This is a genomic window from Corynebacterium singulare, from assembly GCF_000833575.1.
Lineage (GTDB): Bacteria > Actinomycetota > Actinomycetes > Mycobacteriales > Mycobacteriaceae > Corynebacterium > Corynebacterium singulare.
In genome coordinates this window covers 2075808-2094265 of the sequence record NZ_CP010827.1, presented here as the reverse complement: position 1 = coordinate 2094265, position 18458 = coordinate 2075808, and the positions used below count along the sequence as shown (strand labels likewise).

General features: G+C 54.6%; 13 protein-coding genes and 1 tRNA gene. 11 read left to right on the top strand and 3 right to left on the bottom strand.

Features of this window, described 5'->3' with window-relative positions; all coding sequences use genetic code 11:
• Positions 1-32 precede the first annotated feature (32 nt).
• The 3 genes from CSING_RS09670 to CSING_RS09660 all read left to right on the top strand — a co-directional run bounded on the left by CSING_RS09670 (position 33) and on the right by CSING_RS09660 (position 3315).
• Positions 33-1304 carry a phosphatase PAP2 family protein gene (locus CSING_RS09670; protein ID WP_042531823.1) on the top strand — a complete coding sequence of 424 codons (1272 nt, stop codon included), beginning with the start codon at positions 33-35 and terminating at the stop codon, positions 1302-1304.
• Between the two features lie 113 nt (positions 1305-1417).
• The gene (gene wecB, locus CSING_RS09665; RefSeq protein WP_042531820.1) at positions 1418-2575 is read left to right on the top strand and encodes a non-hydrolyzing UDP-N-acetylglucosamine 2-epimerase; all 1158 of its coding nucleotides are present in this window, start codon (positions 1418-1420) and stop codon (positions 2573-2575) included.
• A 71-nt stretch (positions 2576-2646) separates the two neighbouring features.
• Positions 2647-3315, top strand: a complete 669-nt coding sequence (locus CSING_RS09660; protein WP_042531818.1) for a DUF1707 SHOCT-like domain-containing protein — start codon at positions 2647-2649, stop codon at positions 3313-3315.
• Positions 3316-3389: 74 nt separating this feature from the next.
• Here CSING_RS09660 and CSING_RS09655 read toward each other — a convergent pair whose 3' ends face one another.
• Positions 3390-5024, bottom strand: coding sequence for a histidine phosphatase family protein (locus CSING_RS09655; RefSeq protein WP_144403135.1), 1635 nt, complete (start codon positions 5022-5024; stop codon positions 3390-3392).
• A gap of 181 nt (positions 5025-5205) precedes the next feature.
• Positions 5206-5278 (bottom strand) — tRNA-Asn (locus tag CSING_RS09650).
• Positions 5279-5475: 197 nt separating this feature from the next.
• On the opposite strand from CSING_RS09650, the gene CSING_RS09645 reads away from it, so the two are divergent.
• Positions 5476-6876, top strand: a complete 1401-nt coding sequence (locus CSING_RS09645; protein ID WP_042531816.1) for a glycosyltransferase — start codon at positions 5476-5478, stop codon at positions 6874-6876.
• A gap of 9 nt (positions 6877-6885) precedes the next feature.
• On the opposite strand, the gene CSING_RS09640 is transcribed toward CSING_RS09645, so the two are convergent.
• Complete coding sequence (locus CSING_RS09640) at positions 6886-7773, bottom strand: hypothetical protein (protein ID WP_042531814.1); 888 nt, start codon at positions 7771-7773, stop codon at positions 6886-6888.
• A 168-nt stretch (positions 7774-7941) separates the two neighbouring features.
• On the opposite strand from CSING_RS09640, the gene wecC reads away from it, so the two are divergent.
• The 7 genes from wecC to CSING_RS09600 all read left to right on the top strand — a co-directional run bounded on the left by wecC (position 7942) and on the right by CSING_RS09600 (position 18445).
• Entirely contained in the window at positions 7942-9207 is a 1266-nt protein-coding gene (wecC, locus tag CSING_RS09635) for a UDP-N-acetyl-D-mannosamine dehydrogenase (RefSeq protein ID WP_042531812.1), read from the top strand.
• Positions 9208-9258: 51 nt separating this feature from the next.
• Entirely contained in the window at positions 9259-10572 is a 1314-nt protein-coding gene (locus CSING_RS09630) for a glycosyltransferase family 4 protein (RefSeq protein WP_042531810.1), read from the top strand.
• A 682-nt stretch (positions 10573-11254) separates the two neighbouring features.
• Positions 11255-13297, top strand: a complete 2043-nt coding sequence (locus CSING_RS09620; RefSeq protein WP_158407807.1) for a glycosyltransferase family A protein — start codon at positions 11255-11257, stop codon at positions 13295-13297.
• A gap of 165 nt (positions 13298-13462) precedes the next feature.
• Positions 13463-14308: an ABC transporter permease gene (locus CSING_RS09615; RefSeq protein ID WP_158407806.1), complete on the top strand. Its 846-nt coding sequence runs from the start codon at positions 13463-13465 to the stop codon at positions 14306-14308.
• Entirely contained in the window at positions 14292-15278 is a 987-nt protein-coding gene (locus CSING_RS09610; RefSeq protein WP_144403134.1) for an ABC transporter ATP-binding protein, read from the top strand. The genes CSING_RS09615 and CSING_RS09610 overlap by 17 nt, the downstream gene beginning before the upstream one ends.
• 74 nt (positions 15279-15352) lie before the next feature.
• Positions 15353-16276, top strand: a complete 924-nt coding sequence (locus CSING_RS09605) for a hypothetical protein (protein WP_042531805.1) — start codon at positions 15353-15355, stop codon at positions 16274-16276.
• Complete coding sequence (locus CSING_RS09600; protein WP_052471414.1) at positions 16277-18445, top strand: glycosyltransferase; 2169 nt, start codon at positions 16277-16279, stop codon at positions 18443-18445. It begins immediately after the preceding gene.
• Positions 18446-18458: the final 13 nt, after the last annotated feature.

Here is an 18458-nt window from a genome sequence, read left to right as displayed (position 1 = left end):
CGTGGTCATCTGCATGGTGTAAGACCGTTCCCATGTCTAGATCCCCTCACGCCTTGGCGGTTCCCCTCGCCGCCCTGCTGGTGGCAGTTCCGGTCCAACCTACAGCCCAGGCAGCCGACCTTCCTTTCACCGTCCCCGCGCTGACGGACCCCGTAACGGGCTCGAGCACCGGTGAAGCTCCTGCGCTTCATTCTGGCGCCCCCACTCCGCGTCCCTTTACCCCGGATTACCTCGTGGGCTTTCCCTCGGACGTGTCCTCGTATCAGTACGGCGTGTACTGGGAGGTGGTGCGGCTTTACAGCGACGTGAGGAAGAACCCCACCCTCATGTCTGCGGATCTGGATAAGGCCGTGGCCATCAACAATGCTGCGGCCCACGACGCGACCCTCATCGCCCGTGCGCAACGTGACGCCGCCGCTGACACCGACGGTGTCATGTCTGCCGTGTCTGAGGCCATGGGGCCGGTACTGGGCCAAGCCTTCCGCGATGCCCTGGCTGAACATCGCCTGCCCAAGACTGAGTACCTCTTGGGCAACGGCTACCTAGCGCGCGCTGGTGGGTTGGCCAGCTCTACCTTTGCGGAGAAGTACTATTTCAAGGCACCGCGCCCCTTTCAGCAGGCTCCGGACCGCATCATTCGCTACAACGACGGCGTGAAAAACTACTACCTGGATTCCCCAGCTTTCCCTTCCGGCCACACCAACCAAGCGGTATGGGTTAGCACGCTGTTGGCCACGATGCTCCCTGAAGTAGGCCCGCAGCTGGCCCTGCGCGGCGCTGAGGCCGGCAATCACCGTGTGGTTCTGGGCGTACACTCGCCCCTCGACGTCATCGGTGGCCGCATGACCGGCCTCGCCGCTGCCGCGGACCGCCTCAACGATCCCCGCATGCGCGATGCCCTCCGCCAAGCCGAGGCGGAAATCCGCGCTGAGATCCAGTGGCGCACCGGCAAGGACATCGCCACCCTTGTGGCGGAGCAGGACGCCGCTGGCACCAGCTACGCCACGACTCAGCAGGCCGCCGAGCGCTACGCCGCGTTCGCCGATTACGGCCTGCCCACCGTCTACCACCCGGATGCCCCCATGATCGTGCCGAAGGCCGCCCCCGTCCTCCTTGAGGCAGCCCACCCCAACCTCACCTACGCGCAGCGCGCCGAGCTCCTCCGCCAAACCGCCACCAAGCCCGGCACCCCACTCGACTGGCAGGGCAGCACCGGCTCCTGGCAGCGCATTAACCTGGTGAGGGCTTTGGGTGCGCAGGTGAGTGTAGACGCAGATGGCTCACTAAGCGTAGTCTCGCCATAGCTGTGCTTTGCCGCGCATGTCGCTTTTCCCTCATTCCCTAGAGAAGAATTCAGGCAGCTTACCCTGTGTGGAAGAATTGACGTGTCTCCATTTTTCTCACATCAAGGAGAACGATGTCTCGTCCTAAGATTATGACCATCTACGGCACTCGCCCCGAGGCGATCAAGGTTGCCCCCATCATCACCGCCTTGGACACAGACGAGCGTTTCGAATCTATCGCTGTCTCCACCGGTCAACACCGTGAGATGCTCGAGCAGGTCAACACCATGTTCGGCATTGAACCAAAACTAGATCTCCATCTGATGGTTCCCGGTCAGGGCCTGAACCAAATCGTTTCCCGCGCCCTCGTGGGTTTGGATGGCATCATCGATGCCGAAAAACCAGATGTGATCATTGCCCAAGGCGATACCTCGACGGCGATGGCTGCGGCTCTTGCAGGTTTCCACCGTGGAGTGAAAATCGTGCACCTCGAAGCAGGCCTGCGTACTGGCGATATTGATTCACCATTCCCCGAAGAGGCGAACCGCAAGATCATCAGTCAGGTAGCGAAACTTCATCTCGCGCCCACGGAAGGGTCGATGGAGAATCTGCGCCGCGAAAACGTTCGCTCCAAGGACATTGCGGTCACGGGCAACACTGTCATCGATGCGCTTCTGGAAGCCGCCAGCTGGAACACCGAGTTTGAAGACTCAGCACTCCAGGAAGCCGCAGCATCCGACAAGCGCCTCGTCGTCGTCACCACCCACCGCCGTGAGAACCTTGAAGCCATGAAGGAAATCGGCGGCGCTGTCAAGGATTTGGCTGAAGCCTACCCAGACATTAACTTTGCGCTCCCGCTGCACCTCAACCCGAAGGTGCGCGAGGCTGTGCTTCCGGAGGTCGAATCCCTGCCCAATGTCATCATCACGGATCCGCTGCCGTATGACCAGTTCACTAAGCTGCAAGACCGTGCCACCATCATCCTCACGGACTCGGGCGGAGTTCAGGAAGAAGCCCCAGCGTTGGGCAAGCCGGTTCTGGTCATGCGTCAGAATACCGAGCGCCCCGAAGCCGTAGTGGCCGGCACCGTGAAGCTGGTGGGTACCAACCGTAGCCTCATCGTTGCGGAGGCGAAGCTGCTTCTCGACGACGCCGCGGCCTACGACGCCATGGCCAATGCCGTCAACCCCTACGGTGACGGCAAGGGTGCTGCGCGTGCTGTGGCAGCCATTGCTGAGCTTCTCGGAGTAGGCGAGCGCCTCCCTGATTTTGCGCCTGATATCGAGTCCTAACCGCCGCCTGTGCGGGGAAGACCACCGTTATTTTCCGCACAGTCATGCGTGACGCCACGTAACATGAAGGTATGGAATCACGCGACATTAAGTGCACAAACTCTCAGCGCATCACCGCTTCTCAAGTCTTGGCCGATGCTATGTCGATGGGCCAGCTCAGCGTCACCGAGTTCGAGGAACGCTCTGATTCCTGTGCAGAAGCAACAACTCGTGGCGAGTTGCTTGACCTTGTGTCAGACCTCCTCGACGATCCGGAAAAAGTACTTTTTGGTAGCCATGAGGTCGCACAGCGGAGCCCTCATGAGGTCAACATTGCTGGCGTCAACAGTGAGAAAGAACCAGTAGTACGCCGTGCCTTGGCTCAAGTTGAACCTGCCGTTCATGGCGCGAAGAGCCTCTCCCTCGGTATCTTTGGCGGCACCACCGTACGTAGCACGCCCATCGCTTCTCATCACACCACCATGGGCATTTTCGGCGGCACGGACGTGGACCTTCGCGGCGCCTCCCTCAAAGAACACGTCACGACGATTCAAGCGGTCGGGGTCTTCGGCGGTGTCGATGTCTGGATCCCGGAAGGGTTCCGTGTCCGCGTCAGCGGCATTGGTCTTTTTGGCGGCCGCGACATCACGATTGAGGACGGCGCCATCGACCCCGCTGACCTACCCGCCAGCGCCCCAGAAGTCGTGGTGAGCTGCTTCAGCCTCTTCGGCGGGGTGGACGTTCACGTGGTCAAGCGGTAGATAGAACGAAAGAACCGGCCCCACAGATAAAGAGGCCGGCTTTCCTAGGGAGCCAAGTACGCGGTTTTAGCGGATTAGAAAGGCACGTGGATTCCAAACTTGTTGAGGATGTCCTTTATCTGCTGAGCATTGGCGGTTGCGGCGCCGACAGCGATTGCTAAGGCGCCGAGGACCGCAGCGACGATACCCCACACCTTGGCTTTGGAAGACACGGCATCCGACGGTGACGGCTGCGCAGTTTCGTGCGTCTTGTCTTCTTGAAGACGAGCCTTGGAGTGATCCGACGTCGCGCCAAGCGGCAGACAGTCAGAAAGCTCGTCGATAGTGTAGAACGTTGAGCCAGTCTCGATCGGCTCACAACCGTCGTGAAAGGCGATTTCCTTCTCGTTATACAACATGCGAACGAGAGTTTCTCCGCGCTCGTTCTGGAAAGCGTCCCATTGGATGTTGGCGCCCATTGGAGCTACCTTATCGCCCCGCCATTCGGAATTTTCCCAGGTGTAGAGCTCATCAGCAGGAGTGCCTTTCTCGGATCCAGGAAGCTTGAGAAGGGCTGCCAGTGGGATGATGGTTTCTGCGTGTCCAAATCGGTACTCGGCTGCGACATCGCCTCCCTCGGCGCGATCCTTGACGCCTTGGATCATCTCCTCGAGCAACGGCTCATAGTTGTCGTAGGCCACCGTCTGGCCCTCGATTGCGGGTCCCTTCTGATAGTAGTCTTCGACATCCAACAAATAAGCAAAGGTCGGGCTACTGGCGTTGTCCATGTACTGGTCAAAAATCCAGCCCTCAGAAGGGGTCTGTTCTTCGTGGGCGAGAGCAGGGGCGATTATGTACAGGTTGTAAAACTGGAGGGCAGCTTCGACGATACCCTCTACCGACTTGCCTTTATTGTCACGGCCGACGAAGGTTATAGTGCCGTCTTCCAGGCCCGCGATGAAGTCTTCGGTGAAAATCTTATTTAGCAGGCTGCGTGCAGCAGTCTGTGATGCTGGCTTGGCATAAGCCTCCTGAACCTTGCTGTCGAGTGTCTCGGAGTCCTTCCACTTGGAATACCTCTCGTAGGAAGGAGACTTCTTGTCCTTATGCGCGTGCAAAAGGTCGGTACGCGTCTCGATGGCCACGTGACCGTCCTCCATACCATCGACGAGGTTGTCGGACAGTTTAGAGTTGTGCGAAAGCCATGCTTCGCCGAAGCTCCAGCCAGAGTCATTGGCGCGGTCTGCACCGGAGGACATGTACTTGACCTTGAGGTTGTCTTCTTCAATGCTCTCCATCAGCGCAGCGTTTCGTTGCGCATTGCGCTGACCGATGCCCTGTAGTTCCTCACGGCCCACGACAGTGAGGTTGCCATAGCCGGCTTCCTGTCCGGGACCTCCCGCGAGTTCCTTGTTCACGGTGATCATGGCTTCAACCTGTGGGATGAGTTTTTCGCCCAATTCGGTCAGTTGGTCATGTTCTTTGGCGTACTCGAGCATCTGCTGGGCCAAGTCGTCGTATTTGAAGCCGGAAAGACCGCGTGAGCCATGACGATTGACTGTGGATGTGTAGATCTGGTGAAAGCCAGTGGGGGCCGTCGAGTAGTTAGAACCTTGTGGTTCGTAGTGTTGCTTAGTGGAGTAGTACGTGGTGTCATCTGCAGCCAAAGCTTGCACTGGGGTAAGAGTGCAAGCGATAGCAGTAGCGAGCGCGAGAGTACGAATTCGCATGAGAGCCCCTTCGATGTGGATACGGAGATTGAACGCCACTCACTGTAAACCGGCAATCTTTCAGGGAGGTTGCGAAAAGATAAACTACGCAAGCATTGCGGGTTAAGGGTTCAAAGTGTCCGCATCCCCGGGGGAAGGGTGGAAAACGGGAATAAACCGCCTATTTCTAGGCGGTTTCTTGCTCCTCCAACTGGGCTCGAACCAGTGACCCTTCGATTAACAGTCGAATGCTCTGCCAACTGAGCTATGGAGGAATATGTGTGGGTTGCTTGACCAAGAAGCCTTGCTCGCTGCAACGAGAAGTAACTATATTAGCTATATCCCTATCTTTACAAATCGCCTGTTCATGGGGCTTTTTATGCAAACTTGGTACGGCGTCTTCATGCCTGGTGCCCCGCATCGCTAGACTGGCCGGCAGATAGCATCCGTCGCGGAGAGAAAAGGATTCTTCATGTTCGTTGGGCACACTCGCTTTAGTCTCTTCGTCCCAGATTCCGCATCGTGGCGTGCCAGCAATGAACAGAGTGGTTTTTCAGAAGACGAATACCGTGATTACCTTTACACAGATGCGCGCTTATCGCTACGCGCTGACATCTTTTTGAATCACACGGTGCCCACGCTGGCGCAGGCCGCTGCAGGATTCGACGTGAAGCACATCGTGTCCTTTTCCGAGTCCTTGCCGCAGAAATTCAAGGCTCAATTGCATGAGGCGGCTCAGAAATACGACGTTCTTCACCTTGATGAACTTCCCGATGGTGACAGCGGTTGGACGGCGGTACGCCGCTATATCCAAACCACTGATTTTAGGGGCACATTCGGTCGCTATCGGCTTGATGATGACGACGTTTTGTCCGCTCACTATTTTCAAACCACCGAGCAGTACATTAAGCCGGAGTTTGAAGGAATGCTGGTGAGCTTGCCCCTTGGTGTGGAAGCAGTATATGAGGGCGAACAATTCTTCCACCTGCGTGAGGCACATACTCCGATGAACTCGATGGGTCTACTGTCGGTCTGCTCAGTCAAAGATGATGGAACAGTCGTGGAGCCGCAAAGCGGGCCGCATGACAAATCTGATCGGTTCGCGCCCGTGATTCTGGATGCCTCCTGTATTGGATACCTGCGCGCCATCCACGCAGGGCAGGATAACGCCATGCGACATGAAAAAGGGGTGGTCATGGCTCGGCTCATGGAGAACATGGCTTCTTTCCCGCCATTCACGGATGTAGAGGCCCTCGAAGCGGCGTTTCCTACAGTGGCTGAGCAAATGCAGAAACAAAACTCCTTGCTGACCATCAACGAGGCCGTGGGGCAAGGCCAGCACTACTTTCTTGAACCCGCTAGCAGCAATGTCGGTTTGATCGTCGAAGGTGAATCAGACGGTGAGTTCTCTAACGAGCTTTTGGTGAGCTTGTGGATTGAGGATTCTCGTGGACGACGCGTTCCCTCCTACAAAACGGTTCAGGGATTCGCGGCTTCCAATAATCCGAGCATCGGTCATTTCGCGTACGTGCCCACGGCGCAAGGGAAATTCCGAACCTTGGTGAGCCTTCATCTTGAGAAAGGACACCGTCTCCGAGGCTTCCGTATCCTGGCGCAAACTGCTAGGGCTGAGCAAGTAAAGATTTCGCAGTTAGCCGTACAACAAAGAGGCGGAAAAGCCCGTCATGTCAGTCCTGAACACTGGGACTCCGTGCGAAGCCAAGGGGTCCGTGGTCTAGTCGACCAAACTATTGATAGTGTCTATCAAAATCGGACTAGTGTCGTGTCCACCGTTCGCAGCATCCTAGGCGAGGAGACCGCCAACAAAGTAGTAGCGCGCCTTGACCAATTGAATAAGAGATTGCGCACATAGGGCAGATTACTAGTCAGGGCTAGTGAACATTTCGTCGCGGAAGAGCTGCTCCCAATCCCCGTTTAGCGATGCCGCGTAGCCGAGTATGCCCATAAGTAGCGGCTGTGGTGCAGGGGCATGGCCCTCGCCCCAATCCCCGAGGAGAAGCCTCCACTGCTGCGAACGCTCAGCCACTGCCTGGGACCACGGCAGATAATGCTGGGTGTAGTGCAGCTCGTCATCCTTGTTCTGAAGGTAAGCCACGAAGTTCTCGAAACCTTTGCCATATTCAGTAACCAGGTCGAAGGTCATGGTGGTTTCAGAAAGCTTCCGGCTGCTCCAGCACTTCTTGCGGAATGCCTTTACCTGTGGCTCAAGGTAACGCCCGATATGGGTTTGGGGGTTTGAGACCACAGCCAGTGATCTGGGAAAGCGGCGCGAAAAATACAGCGCGGCAAAGCCACCGGCTGATGCGCCAAAGAAGATAGCCTTCTTCCCTAAGTCCTCGATAGGCACATCGGGGTGAAAGCTAGTGAAAATATGAGTCAGGCATGAAGTAAGGTCGTCTTGAAAAGGCCGGGACTCATCACCGGCAAACCAACCGATACTTGCCCCATGGTCGAGGGACGGATCGGATACGTACACTACGTTGGCTTCGATACCCTCAACCATGTGTCGCCCTACGAAGACGGGGAGGGTGGTTTTCTGCGGGTCGATGGCAGCGTGGAACAAGATAATCGTGGTGTCGGCGCCGCGATTCTCCACGAGTAGATCCAAGAAGGCGGCGCCGTAACGAATAGAGACTGCCGCAGCTTCGTTGGAACCGCTGTTAGGGACGGGGGATGCGAGAAAATCCTCGACAGAATCGAAGAACGTTGTTGTGGCGCCGTAGCGTGCGTAGTTTCTCTGCAAGGCCATAGCTGTTTACTCTAGTCACGCCTACGCTAGTGCCAAAGAGCAAGAACCCGTGGTTATCGCTGCAAACATGTGAGTTGGGTTAAAATATCGTGCTCGTCCCGTCTCTCCACAAGGCAGGAATAGACACCGTGCTACCGTTATTGGAAGTTAATTGATAGAAAGGCGGATATGATTCCGAATTCTACAAATCTCCGCGCTTTCGACAAGGTCAGCGTCGTTGGCTTGGGGTACATTGGCCTTCCCACTGCCGCTTTCATAGCTTCCAAGGGAATTCCGGTGGTTGGCATCGATGTAAATCAGGATGCCGTGGACAGCATTAATGCCGGGAAGGTGCCTTTCTTTGAGCCCGGATTTGGGGAGTTGCTTGCTCGGGTTGTCAAGGAAGGAACGCTATCCGCACAGACCGAGCAAATTGAAGCGAACGCTTACATCGTCTGCGTTCCCACTCCCTTCCGTGAGGACCACAGTGTCGACACAAAATACATTCGCGCCGCAGCGCAAGCGCTCGCTCCTCACCTGAAACCAGGCGCACTTGTTGTACTGGAGTCCACCTCTCCTCCTGGAACTACCGAAGACATGGCTAAGCACCTCATCGAGCTGCGTCCAGACTTGTCTCTCAACGACGAGGACGATAACGCGATCTTTATCGCGCACTGCCCTGAACGCGTTTTGCCGGGCAAGATTATGGAAGAGATGGAGAACAATGACCGTGTCATTGGCGGATTGACTCCACAGGGCGCGGAGTTAGCTCGCAAACTTTATGCCACCTTCTGTACCGCAGATTTGCTTGTTACGAACGCCACGACAGCTGAGATGGCGAAGCTCACAGAAAACTCTTTCCGCGACGTCAACATTGCTTTCGCTAACGAGCTATCCCTTATCTGTGATCGTCTTGATATTGACGTGTGGGAGCTCATCGAACTTGCTAACCACCATCCACGAGTGAATATTCTCCAGCCAGGACCGGGGGTAGGCGGCCACTGCATCGCGGTGGATCCGTGGTTCATCGTTTCTGCTGCACCCGAAGAAGCCAAACTCATCAAGACGGCGCGCACTGTCAATGACGGAAAGCCAGATTGGGTTATGGACCAAGTCCTTAAAGCGGTTTCCGGTAAGAAAAACTCAGTAGTTGCTGCGCTCGGCATCGCCTTTAAGAATGACATTGATGATTTGCGTGAGTCGCCGTCGCTAGAAATCGTCAAACGCCTCGCAGTCGATAACCCACAGCTAGACATACGTGTGGTGGAGCCGAATGTCGAGGAACTACCCCTGGTCCTAAAGAACTTCTCCAACCTCACGAAGCAAGGTGTTGAGGACGCGATTGCTGCCGCCGACGTTGTTCTTCTTCTGGTCAACCACAAGGAGTTCGTGGCTCTCGATCAGACTGTGCTTCAAGGCAAGACGGTCATCGATACAAAAGGTATTTGGCGCTAGATTTAAATACTGGTGTCCCGTAACCCCTAGACGCAGGAGGCAGCACACAGCGTGAGAATTCTCGTTCTCTCTCAATATTGGGCTCCCGAGAATGGAGTACCTCAGCGTCGCTGGTCGTGGTTGTCTAAAATTCTGGTCCAGGCCGGCCACGAAGTTCTCGTCATTGCACCACCGCCTCATTATCAGCGCCGCCTTGGCATTAAACAGTGGTTCTCACGGAAAAACGTCTTCGGCGCTAGTGACCTTGAAACGGGTGACTCTGGGGAGAAGATTCTGCGCTCGGGTTTCTTTCCCGCGGGCCCTTCGCTCACTCACCGCATCCTCAACCAGGCCTCTGTTGCTGCATCAATGCTATTGATGCAGGTAACCAAACGCGGGCACTTACAGGAATTCAATCCGGATCTCGTCATTGGTACAGTCCCAGCGCTTCCTACTGCCACGGTCACCCACATTGTTGCCGCTACGCTTCGAGCACCCTACATCATTGATTTGCGCGATGCCTGGCCGGAATTGCTGAAAGAAAAAGGTGATTGGAATTCCGGTACAGGCAAGCGCTCTGTGCGGGAGATCGTTTTCACTAAAGGTCCTTTTCAGTTGCTGACAGCGTTGACTGAAAGCGCTATGAACCATGCGCTGCACTCCGCAAACGGCATCATAACGACGTCGCAGGACCTTACTGAGCACATGGAGAAAGACGATGCGGAAAGGGGAGCGAGAGGCACGCGTCACATCCGGACGGTGCGTAATGTATTTCCCCCCAAGACCGAATTCATCGCTAGCGATAAGTCGCAACGCCCCTCGTCAGAGCTTAATGTCCTGTACGCAGGCACGGTGGGGCGTGCCCAGAAAATCGATAACGCCGTCCATGCAGTAAAGATTGCTCAAAACCGTGGTTACGACATCAATCTTCGGATTGTCGGAGACGGCGCAACCTGGCACACTACCAAGGCAACGATGGAGTCCCTTGGTATTAACGCGACCATTGAGCATCGAGTGCCTGCTGATGAGCTGCAGAGCATCTACGATTGGGCGGATACCGCGCTTGTTCACCTGACTGACTGGGAGCCGCTTAAGCGAACGGTGCCGTCAAAAACCTATGAGTTGATGTCTTTAGGTGTCCACACCACTGCGGTGGTGCAAGGCGAAGCAGCCCGTCTCGTGGAAGAACTTGATGCTGGGGTAGTGGTGCCGCCGGAGAACCCCGAGGCGCTTGCGGCTGCATGGACAGGGCTAATCGATGATCGCTCGAAGCTCAGCGTCTCACCTTCCGGCCGCGAATGGGTCGCCACCCAGCGTGATGAGGTTGTACCCGAAGTCTTTGTGGAAATCGTCAATACCGTGACGAGACAACAGGCCAAGGCATAGCGCGGAAAGAAGGAACACCGATGCGTCTTTCCTCTCTTGAGAGCTTTCATCCTGTGGACTCTGACTACGCCGTGCTGCTGGAATCCTCTGAAATTCCCCACGCTTTGCCTCCGTCTGCAGGGTCAGTGACTTTCTGTTTCACCCGAGAACAACTCTTCAACGTAGATGGCCTCCCAATCGTGCTACTAGACATTCAGTCACATGAGGCTATGGAAATCCTTCAGAGTTGTGCGGATAAGGGACGGCACGTCGAGTATTGGTCTCCAAGGTCAGATACTTCGAATCTTCGCCAGCTCGTCGCAGATTCCACTGGCGAGCAACTCGCTGTCGCTGGAGTCAATCTCACTGATGGATGGGTGCAATTGCGTATTGAGCAGGCTGGGAGTGGGGATCGCTCTAGCGGGGATTGGCTGGAAGGACTTGCTGTCGCTGCGACGACGTCTACGCCCTCCGCGGAGCAGGCCATTACTGCCGCAACCGCGGTGACGTTGCGAAGCCTACTTATTTCCCGAGTCACTCCATTGGCTAAGCCGTTCAAAAAATACCTGCCGAGCTCCGTGGTGATTCTGCTGTATAAGGTTCTGGAGAGAATTCGATGAGCTTTTACGTTCCTGGTATTTCAGTTGTAATCCCGTCCTTCGTTTCTGGTGCCATGGACACAGACGGAACGAAGACTGCAGACATGAAGCTCTATTCTGCTCTTTCTTCACTTGCGGAACAGAGCATCAGGAAAGATCTCGTCGAAGTTCTTGTCGTGCTCAACGGCGACGGAGTTTCTTCAACACAAGCAGGTGCTTCTCGTGAATTTGAAGAGGGACTCGCTTGCCAGTTTCCCGAGTTGAACATTCGAATCCTGCGCAGCCTTACCCCTGGCGCCGGACGCGCTCGCAACCTTGGCATAGCATCTGCGCAACGCCGCTTCATCACCTTTCTCGATGACGATGACGCTCTTCAGCCACGCTACCTCGAAGCGGGCCTTGAGCAGGTTGACCACGGGCTGGTGACGCTTCTGCCCATCGTTGATACCGTCGACGGGCAATCTTTTCAGGACAATTCGCTCAACGCCCGAATCACAACTTTGCGCGGTACCACCGTTCCGATTGCTTCCGCACCGTGGGTTATGGGCTTCAACGCATGCAAAATCATTCCTACGGAGTTAGCTCAGAAATACCGATACGACGAGTCGCTTCGTTCAGGTGAGGACGTGGCGTATTTTGCGCATTTTCTTGAGCTCCCCGGACTGCTTTTGCGGACACCGAAGGCAGGAGAGAACTCGGCTTATGTGCGCACACTTAGCCAAGATTCGGTGTCGCGCCAGCGCGAAAGCTTTGACTTTAACGTCACCCAGCGTCTTGACTGCATTGCACAGCTCCGCACAATCGATGAGGCTGACCCGAAACTCCGCGCTCTCCATAAACTCGAAGAAGCTCAGTTCGGCTTCGTAGAGAGCTACCTTGAAACACATCCAGGCGATGTACAGCGTGCTATCGATACCGCAGTTGCTGCTGGCGTTCCCGGTTTGAATTGGGCAGGTTTACGGAAGGAGAAAGCGAAGCGGTTAGTTTTCTCCTATTGTTTCCCGCCGTATGCCGATACATCGGCCAATGTCACAGCGAAAGTCATCAGAAGCGATGCGGAGTTGGTGGATGTCTACTACGCCGATATGGAGCGGGTTCGGGGACGTGACGAGTCGACGCGGCTCATTGTTGATCCGTTTCTCGTCCATGCCGAAGAAATCGATGTCGTGCCGTCCTTCGCAGACTGGGGAGCAATCTGCTCCTACGCCCGTCAAGCAGCACGTAAAGCTGCTAAACGGGCAAAGAGTCAAGACGGGTATAAGTCGATATACTCGCGAGCCCTATGGTCAGGATCCCACGTTGCTGCCGCCCTTTTCAAAGACAAACACCCTGGTACGCGGTGGGAGGCGGAATTTTCGGATCCCTTGAGCGTCGGTGTCGACGGTACACCGCGCTCAGGCGCATTGACGAGGGGAGTGACCACCTACAGGCTGAAGAGGATGGTCGAGCGTTCCGAGTGGGGCGAAATCTCGTATTCGACTCACTTTGAGCTCACTGAGCTCGTCACACTGCTGTATGCCGATGAGATCATCTTCACCAACGCTAATCAGCAGCAGGTGATGCTAGAGCGCTATCCAGAAACCCTGCAAGACTTTGTCCGCTCTAAATCGACAATTCGCCATCATGCTGTACCCACCGAAGAGATGTATCACCTCGTGGATGCAGACTATGAGCTTGACTCGAAGTGCATCAATATAGGCTACTTCGGGAACTTCTACGCCAACCGGGGCATCGGTGATGTCCTTAACGCACTAGAACATCATCCCCATGCCGATGAGTTTCTTCTTCACATCTTTACCTCGAAGCCTGAGCAACTTACCCGCGAACTATGGATCCATCCAGCCTATGGCCGGTTGCGAATTAACGGATACATGCCATATCTCACGTTTCTCAACGTAGCCACGCGGTTCGACGCTTTGGTAGTCAACGACACTGACACGACTGGCTCGAACTTCACTGTGAATCCCTTTTTGCCCTCTAAGTACGCGGACTACGCCGGTAGCGGTGCAGCGGTATGGGGAATCACCGTGGACAAGTCGCCACTTTCGACGCTTCCACTTACATTCTCTTCGGCGGCAGGTGACATAGAACAAGCTCGCAGTGTTCTCGACGAACTTCTCAGGCAGGCTAGGTACAATGCCCGTTAGCAATTCTCGGCCTACTCATTGCAGACCGCGAGTACTTACGCTCATTCTTCAACAACTTATCTGGAAGGGCTGATGCATTTGGCACGGCATACATGGCGAGGCTCGAAGACTTCGCAGAGGGGAGTCGAAGAGCTGAACGCTCAAGTTGCGAAACACCAAGGCCGAGTGCAGATTGTCAATCCGGAAGGTTTGCATCCACTTGCTACTCGTCCCTCGTTGCGTGAGTACATCTCCCAGCTGTGGGAACGACGTTTCTTCATCGCTGCGGATGCGAGGGCCAAAGCACTCCGCACGACGCGTGACTACCGCCTGTGGCAATTGTGGCTTGTCCTGAATCCGCTGTTCGATGTCGCACTGTACGGATTCCTTTTTGGCATGCTTATGAAAACGTCCCGCGGTATTGAGAACTTCATTGGCTTTCTGTTCATCGGCATTATCTTTATGTCGATGATGACGGGGTTAATGAATTCCGGTATCAGTCTCATGCAGTCTTCCCGATCGATGATCCGGGCATTTCAATTTCCTAGGGCCTCGATTCCGTTCTCGACCACACTGCGGTCGATGATCGATAACGTTTTGCCCGCCATTGTGGCACTGATGGCGGCTTTTCTTTTTCAGTGGGGAACGGGCCCCTCGTGGACTCTGATCTTTGTTGTTCCGTTGTTTTTGTTAATTCACGTTTTTGGGTGTGGATTGATGATGATCACCGCGCGACTTACCGCCCAGGTCCCCGAGGCTAAGACTATTTTGGGACTTGTTTCACGCGGATTGTTCTTCCTATCCGGAGTGATGTTTTCTATTGATAGATTTGCCGGGCATTCGGTGGTTCACCAAATAATGACTGCCAACCCCTGCTATATCTTCCTTACCGCAGTCCGCGACTCCTCGATTTATCGCACCGCTCCGAGCCTTGTGACATGGGGAGAGCTACTGGCATGGAGTTTAGGCATTTTTTCGCTTGGCTTCATTTTCTTCTGGAGAGCGGAGGATAAGTATGTTCGACTCGTCTAAGCTGCCTCCCGCACCAGGCGAATACCTTGAGTCCAAGAAGGACCTTGAGGAACTGTCAGCTGACCAAGAAGTTCATGGAACTGCTGAAACATCAAGCGAGGCATCTGAAGAATCTGGTGAGATGCAATCCAATCCTGACATCACTTATGTGGAGCGAGCCAACGTTGTCGTAGACAATGTGTCTAAACGGTATGTAATTAGTCAAGGGCGCTCCTCAGACGCCAGCATGACTCGCGTCAGCCGTGGGAAAACAGTGGTCGATGCCATTGTCAATGCTTCACTCATTGCCTTGCCCGGCGAATCGATTGGCATCATCGGACTCAATGGCTCGGGAAAATCGACTCTTCTCAGCATGATTGCCGGTGGTCTAGCGCCGACCTCGGGTCGAATTCTAACTCGCTCCCAACCGACGCTCATGGGTGTGTCACCTGCACTGCAGCCCGATCTTTCCGGTGAACACAACATCTACTTGGGTTGTTTGGCGCTGGGGATGAGTCCCTCGGGAGCTAAAGCGCAAATCGGGGAGATCGCAGAGTGGACAGAACTCGGAGATGCCATTAAGCGCCCAATGAAAACTTACTCATCCGGTATGTCCGCGCGGTTGTCCTTCGCAATTTCGACAGCAGTGAAGCCAGATATTCTCATGATCGATGAGGCACTTTCAACCGGTGACGCGGCATTTGGAGCCAAAGCTAGCGCGCGCATGCACGAGCTCTTAGAGCGTGCCGGCAACCTGTTCTTGGTTTCACACGCCATCAAGGAAATCGAGAACAACTGCAACCGAACGATCTGGATCTCAAAGGGACAAATCATTGCTGATGGCCCGACTGATGTTGTCGCACCTCAGTACCATGAATGGGCTAAGTTCATGGGCAGGGAAGACAAGCAACCAGCTCACGACTATCTCGAGGAAGTCACAGCTGCCTACCAACCCCCCATGGTCCTTCTGGAACAACCTATCCAGGAATAAGCCATTGGTTATGTTGCGGATCGTCTAGATCCGTCTACACCTTAAGTAAGAAATCGTTTGAAGGAATGATTTTCATGAGCCTTGACTATTTTCGCCGCGGACGGGGACTGATTGTCCTTGCAGGATTGTCTGCTGCACTGCTTATCGGTGCGATTGTGGTGACTAACAGCGCTATCGGCAGGGTGCTTCTGGCTTGTGCAGTCATGGTCGGTTTAGTGTTCGCCGTGATGTCGATATCTGCGCGTAAGAAGTCGGAAGGGCTCACGAAAGAAGTTTTACGTCGCAATGTGCGCTTAGAAAAACAGCTCCAGGAAATTTCAACGGCTACCCAAGAACAGAATCGGCGTGCTGCGCGGGAACCCATGTCATTGCTGACAGGGAACCTGCCAGAGAAACCTAGTGAAAAGAGGAGCGCTGAACAAAGTGTATTTGCGCCATCAACTATTCCGGCTTCTCACATAATCGGACGCCCTGACGCGCATACTGCTGGACGCGTGGCAGCTGAGCAGACCATGGATAGTGACAGCTCCGAAGTTCTGCACGCACTGATGAATGCGAATTCTATGATGTGGACCCGACGCATCGAGCTCATTGGTTCACTGAGGCGGGCAGCGTCCTTGAGGGATGTGGCGAAGGTTGAGCAGATTTCCGCGCCCCACCTTTTAGGACAACCTTCCAGAGATGCTAGTTACCTCATTATTGAAGAAAGCCAGTTTGACAGAGGACTATGGGCCGGTCTGTTGTCTACGCAGAAGACGAGTAGTTTCTTCCGTCTGCTAGACCACATGACCAAAGCAAAGCAAAACGGAACTGTCGTTGTCGTCTGCCCCAGCGGAACTTCCAATCATTTCAGTGAAGAGCTTCGTCAACGTGCGACAGTTGTGTTGTCGAATAACTCCACTACGTGGTGCTGGGACGATGATATCTATTCACCGGTCATCACAGCGTTGCTCCACGGTGATACAAAACTCCGCGGTACGGAAGAAAGGGAGAGCTAAATGAGCTCTATTGTCGTCTACGGTGATGTAAGTCCGAACGTTATCGATGGCTCTTCCATCTGGCTGATGTCGGTTTCTGAAGTGCTTTCCGGCGTTTTCGATGAAGTTCACATTCAGCTGAAAAACCATGTGCAGAACCGAACGTTGCTAAGCGCAATTGATGGGATTGAAAACATTCGCATTCATGCTCCCGTGGGTATTGCAGAAGACGCGGCACTTGATACAAAGGCTGCGGCTGCGTTGGTGGAGAAGCTCGTTGATGACACCCAAGCTTCCGCCGTCGTTGTGAGGGGGTTTAAGGCAGTTTATGACTTCAGCTTGAACGAAAAAATATCGCGGATTCTGTGGTCCTATGTCACAGACCTTCCTTTTCCTCCGAATAAGTTGTCCGATACAAATGTGCAGCGGCTGAAACACATTGCTGAGTCTTCTCGCCGGATTTTTGCTCAAACCGAAGCAGCCCGCTCGTATTGGGAGGCCTTGGTCCCGCAGTCGTCCGGAAAAGTTCTCCTTCTACCACCAATGATTCCGGACTACGCGTTCAATACCGCGAGAAAATCACAGAGCGCCGAGCATCAGAAACTCAAAATCGTGTATGCAGGAAAGCTCGCTCGTGAGTGGAGAACCCTTGAAATGCTGGAGCTTCCGCAAAAACTAAAGGGACTCGGTGTTGATGCCCAGCTAGATGTGGTTGGTGCGAAGTTCAATAGGGCCAAGGATGATCCTCTGTGGGTCGGTAGGATGCGGGATGGGCTGGAAAAAGCACATGCTGATCCTGACAGCGGGGTGACGTGGCTGGGCGCGCTTCCCCGAACAGAGTCCATTGAGCAGATCATGAAGGCCGACCTCGGCTTTGGATGGCGAACGGCGGAATTAGACTCGAGTCTGGAGGTCTCAACCAAGGCTCTAGAGTATGGTGCGGCCGGCGCAGCACCAATCATCAATGAAACCGAGGACCACCGACTGCTCTGGGGTGAGGACTACCCCTTCTTTGTTCGTGCCGATGACACGGTTGAGGAAGTTGCGAGCAAAGTCGCAGCAGGCCTGCCTAGGATGGCCGAAGCACGCCGAAAGGCAGCACATGCTAGTGAGTATTATTCGATGAACAAGGCCCGCGAAAGGTTTAGGTCTTACTTTGAACGCGCGGGAGCCCTGTCAACGCCGCTAGAGACTAACGGAATTCGGCAGCAACGGGTAGTTGTAGCGTCCCATGACCTCAAATTCATGGGTGAGCTGATGGATTTCCTCACTCGAAATCCAAGATTCGACGTGAGACAAGACAGGTGGACTACGCTACACACGCATGATGAGAATACTAGTCGGCAACTCGCAGAATGGGCCGACATGGTCTTTTGTGAATGGGCAGGGCCCTCGCTGGCTTGGTATTCGAATACCCTGCCCGATGCGACGAGACTAGTCTCGAGGCTGCATCGATTTGAGCTTAACGGCCCATGGATGGAGAGCGTCAGCTGGGATAAGGTTGACACGCTGGTGTTTGTCTCAGATTGGGTCCGAACACAGGCGGTTGAACGGTTCGGACTGGCCGAAGACAAGACGATGGTTTTACCCAATACCGTGGATCTTCTTGATTTTGATCGCCCAAAAACCAACAACGCACAATTCACACTGGGACTAGTTGGTATGGTTCCGTTCCTCAAGCGCCCAGATCGTGCACTCGACTTGATTGAAGAACTAGCGAAGATTGACGAGCGCTATACCTTGCGCATCAAGGGACGAATGCCGTGGGAGTACCCACATGTATGGAGCGACCCCGTACAAAAGCAACTTTACCTTGACTTTTTTGAGCGTATTGCACGAAGTGAGTTGCTTACTGAGCATGTTGCGTTCGATTCCTTTAGTGCCGATATCGCCTCTTGGCACCGTGGCATAGGATATATTCTGTCTCCGAGCGAGCTGGAAAGCTTCCACCTTGCTCCGGCAGAAGGAATGGCCGCTCGGACAATACCAGTCTTCTGGAAGCGCGAAGGCGTGAAGGAAGTATTCGGTGACTATTCCAGAGATTGCAGCCCTGAGGAACGAATTAGGGTTGTTCTGGAAGGTCAAGATAAGGAATCCTTTGCAGAAATGGGCGCAGCAGCGAGGGAGTATTCCCGGAGATGGGATGTGACTGCAGTAATGCCGCAGTGGGAGCAATTACTCACGATGTGATCGTGGATGCAGC

Excerpts from the sequence above, each read along its gene's own strand:
- CSING_RS09670 (WP_042531823.1), top strand. The coding sequence starts at position 33 with ATGTCTAGATCCCCTCACGCCTTGGCGGTTCCCCTCGCCGCCCTGCTG.
- wecB (WP_042531820.1), top strand. The coding sequence starts at position 1,418 with ATGTCTCGTCCTAAGATTATGACCATCTACGGCACTCGCCCCGAGGCG.
- CSING_RS09660 (WP_042531818.1), top strand. The coding sequence starts at position 2,647 with ATGGAATCACGCGACATTAAGTGCACAAACTCTCAGCGCATCACCGCT.
- CSING_RS09655 (WP_144403135.1), bottom strand. The coding sequence starts at position 5,024 with ATGCGAATTCGTACTCTCGCGCTCGCTACTGCTATCGCTTGCACTCTT.
- CSING_RS09645 (WP_042531816.1), top strand. The coding sequence starts at position 5,476 with ATGTTCGTTGGGCACACTCGCTTTAGTCTCTTCGTCCCAGATTCCGCA.
- CSING_RS09640 (WP_042531814.1), bottom strand. The coding sequence starts at position 7,773 with ATGGCCTTGCAGAGAAACTACGCACGCTACGGCGCCACAACAACGTTC.
- wecC (WP_042531812.1), top strand. The coding sequence starts at position 7,942 with ATGATTCCGAATTCTACAAATCTCCGCGCTTTCGACAAGGTCAGCGTC.
- CSING_RS09620 (WP_158407807.1), top strand. The coding sequence starts at position 11,255 with ATGAAGCTCTATTCTGCTCTTTCTTCACTTGCGGAACAGAGCATCAGG.
- CSING_RS09610 (WP_144403134.1), top strand. The coding sequence starts at position 14,292 with ATGTTCGACTCGTCTAAGCTGCCTCCCGCACCAGGCGAATACCTTGAG.
- CSING_RS09605 (WP_042531805.1), top strand. The coding sequence starts at position 15,353 with ATGAGCCTTGACTATTTTCGCCGCGGACGGGGACTGATTGTCCTTGCA.
- CSING_RS09600 (WP_052471414.1), top strand. The coding sequence starts at position 16,277 with ATGAGCTCTATTGTCGTCTACGGTGATGTAAGTCCGAACGTTATCGAT.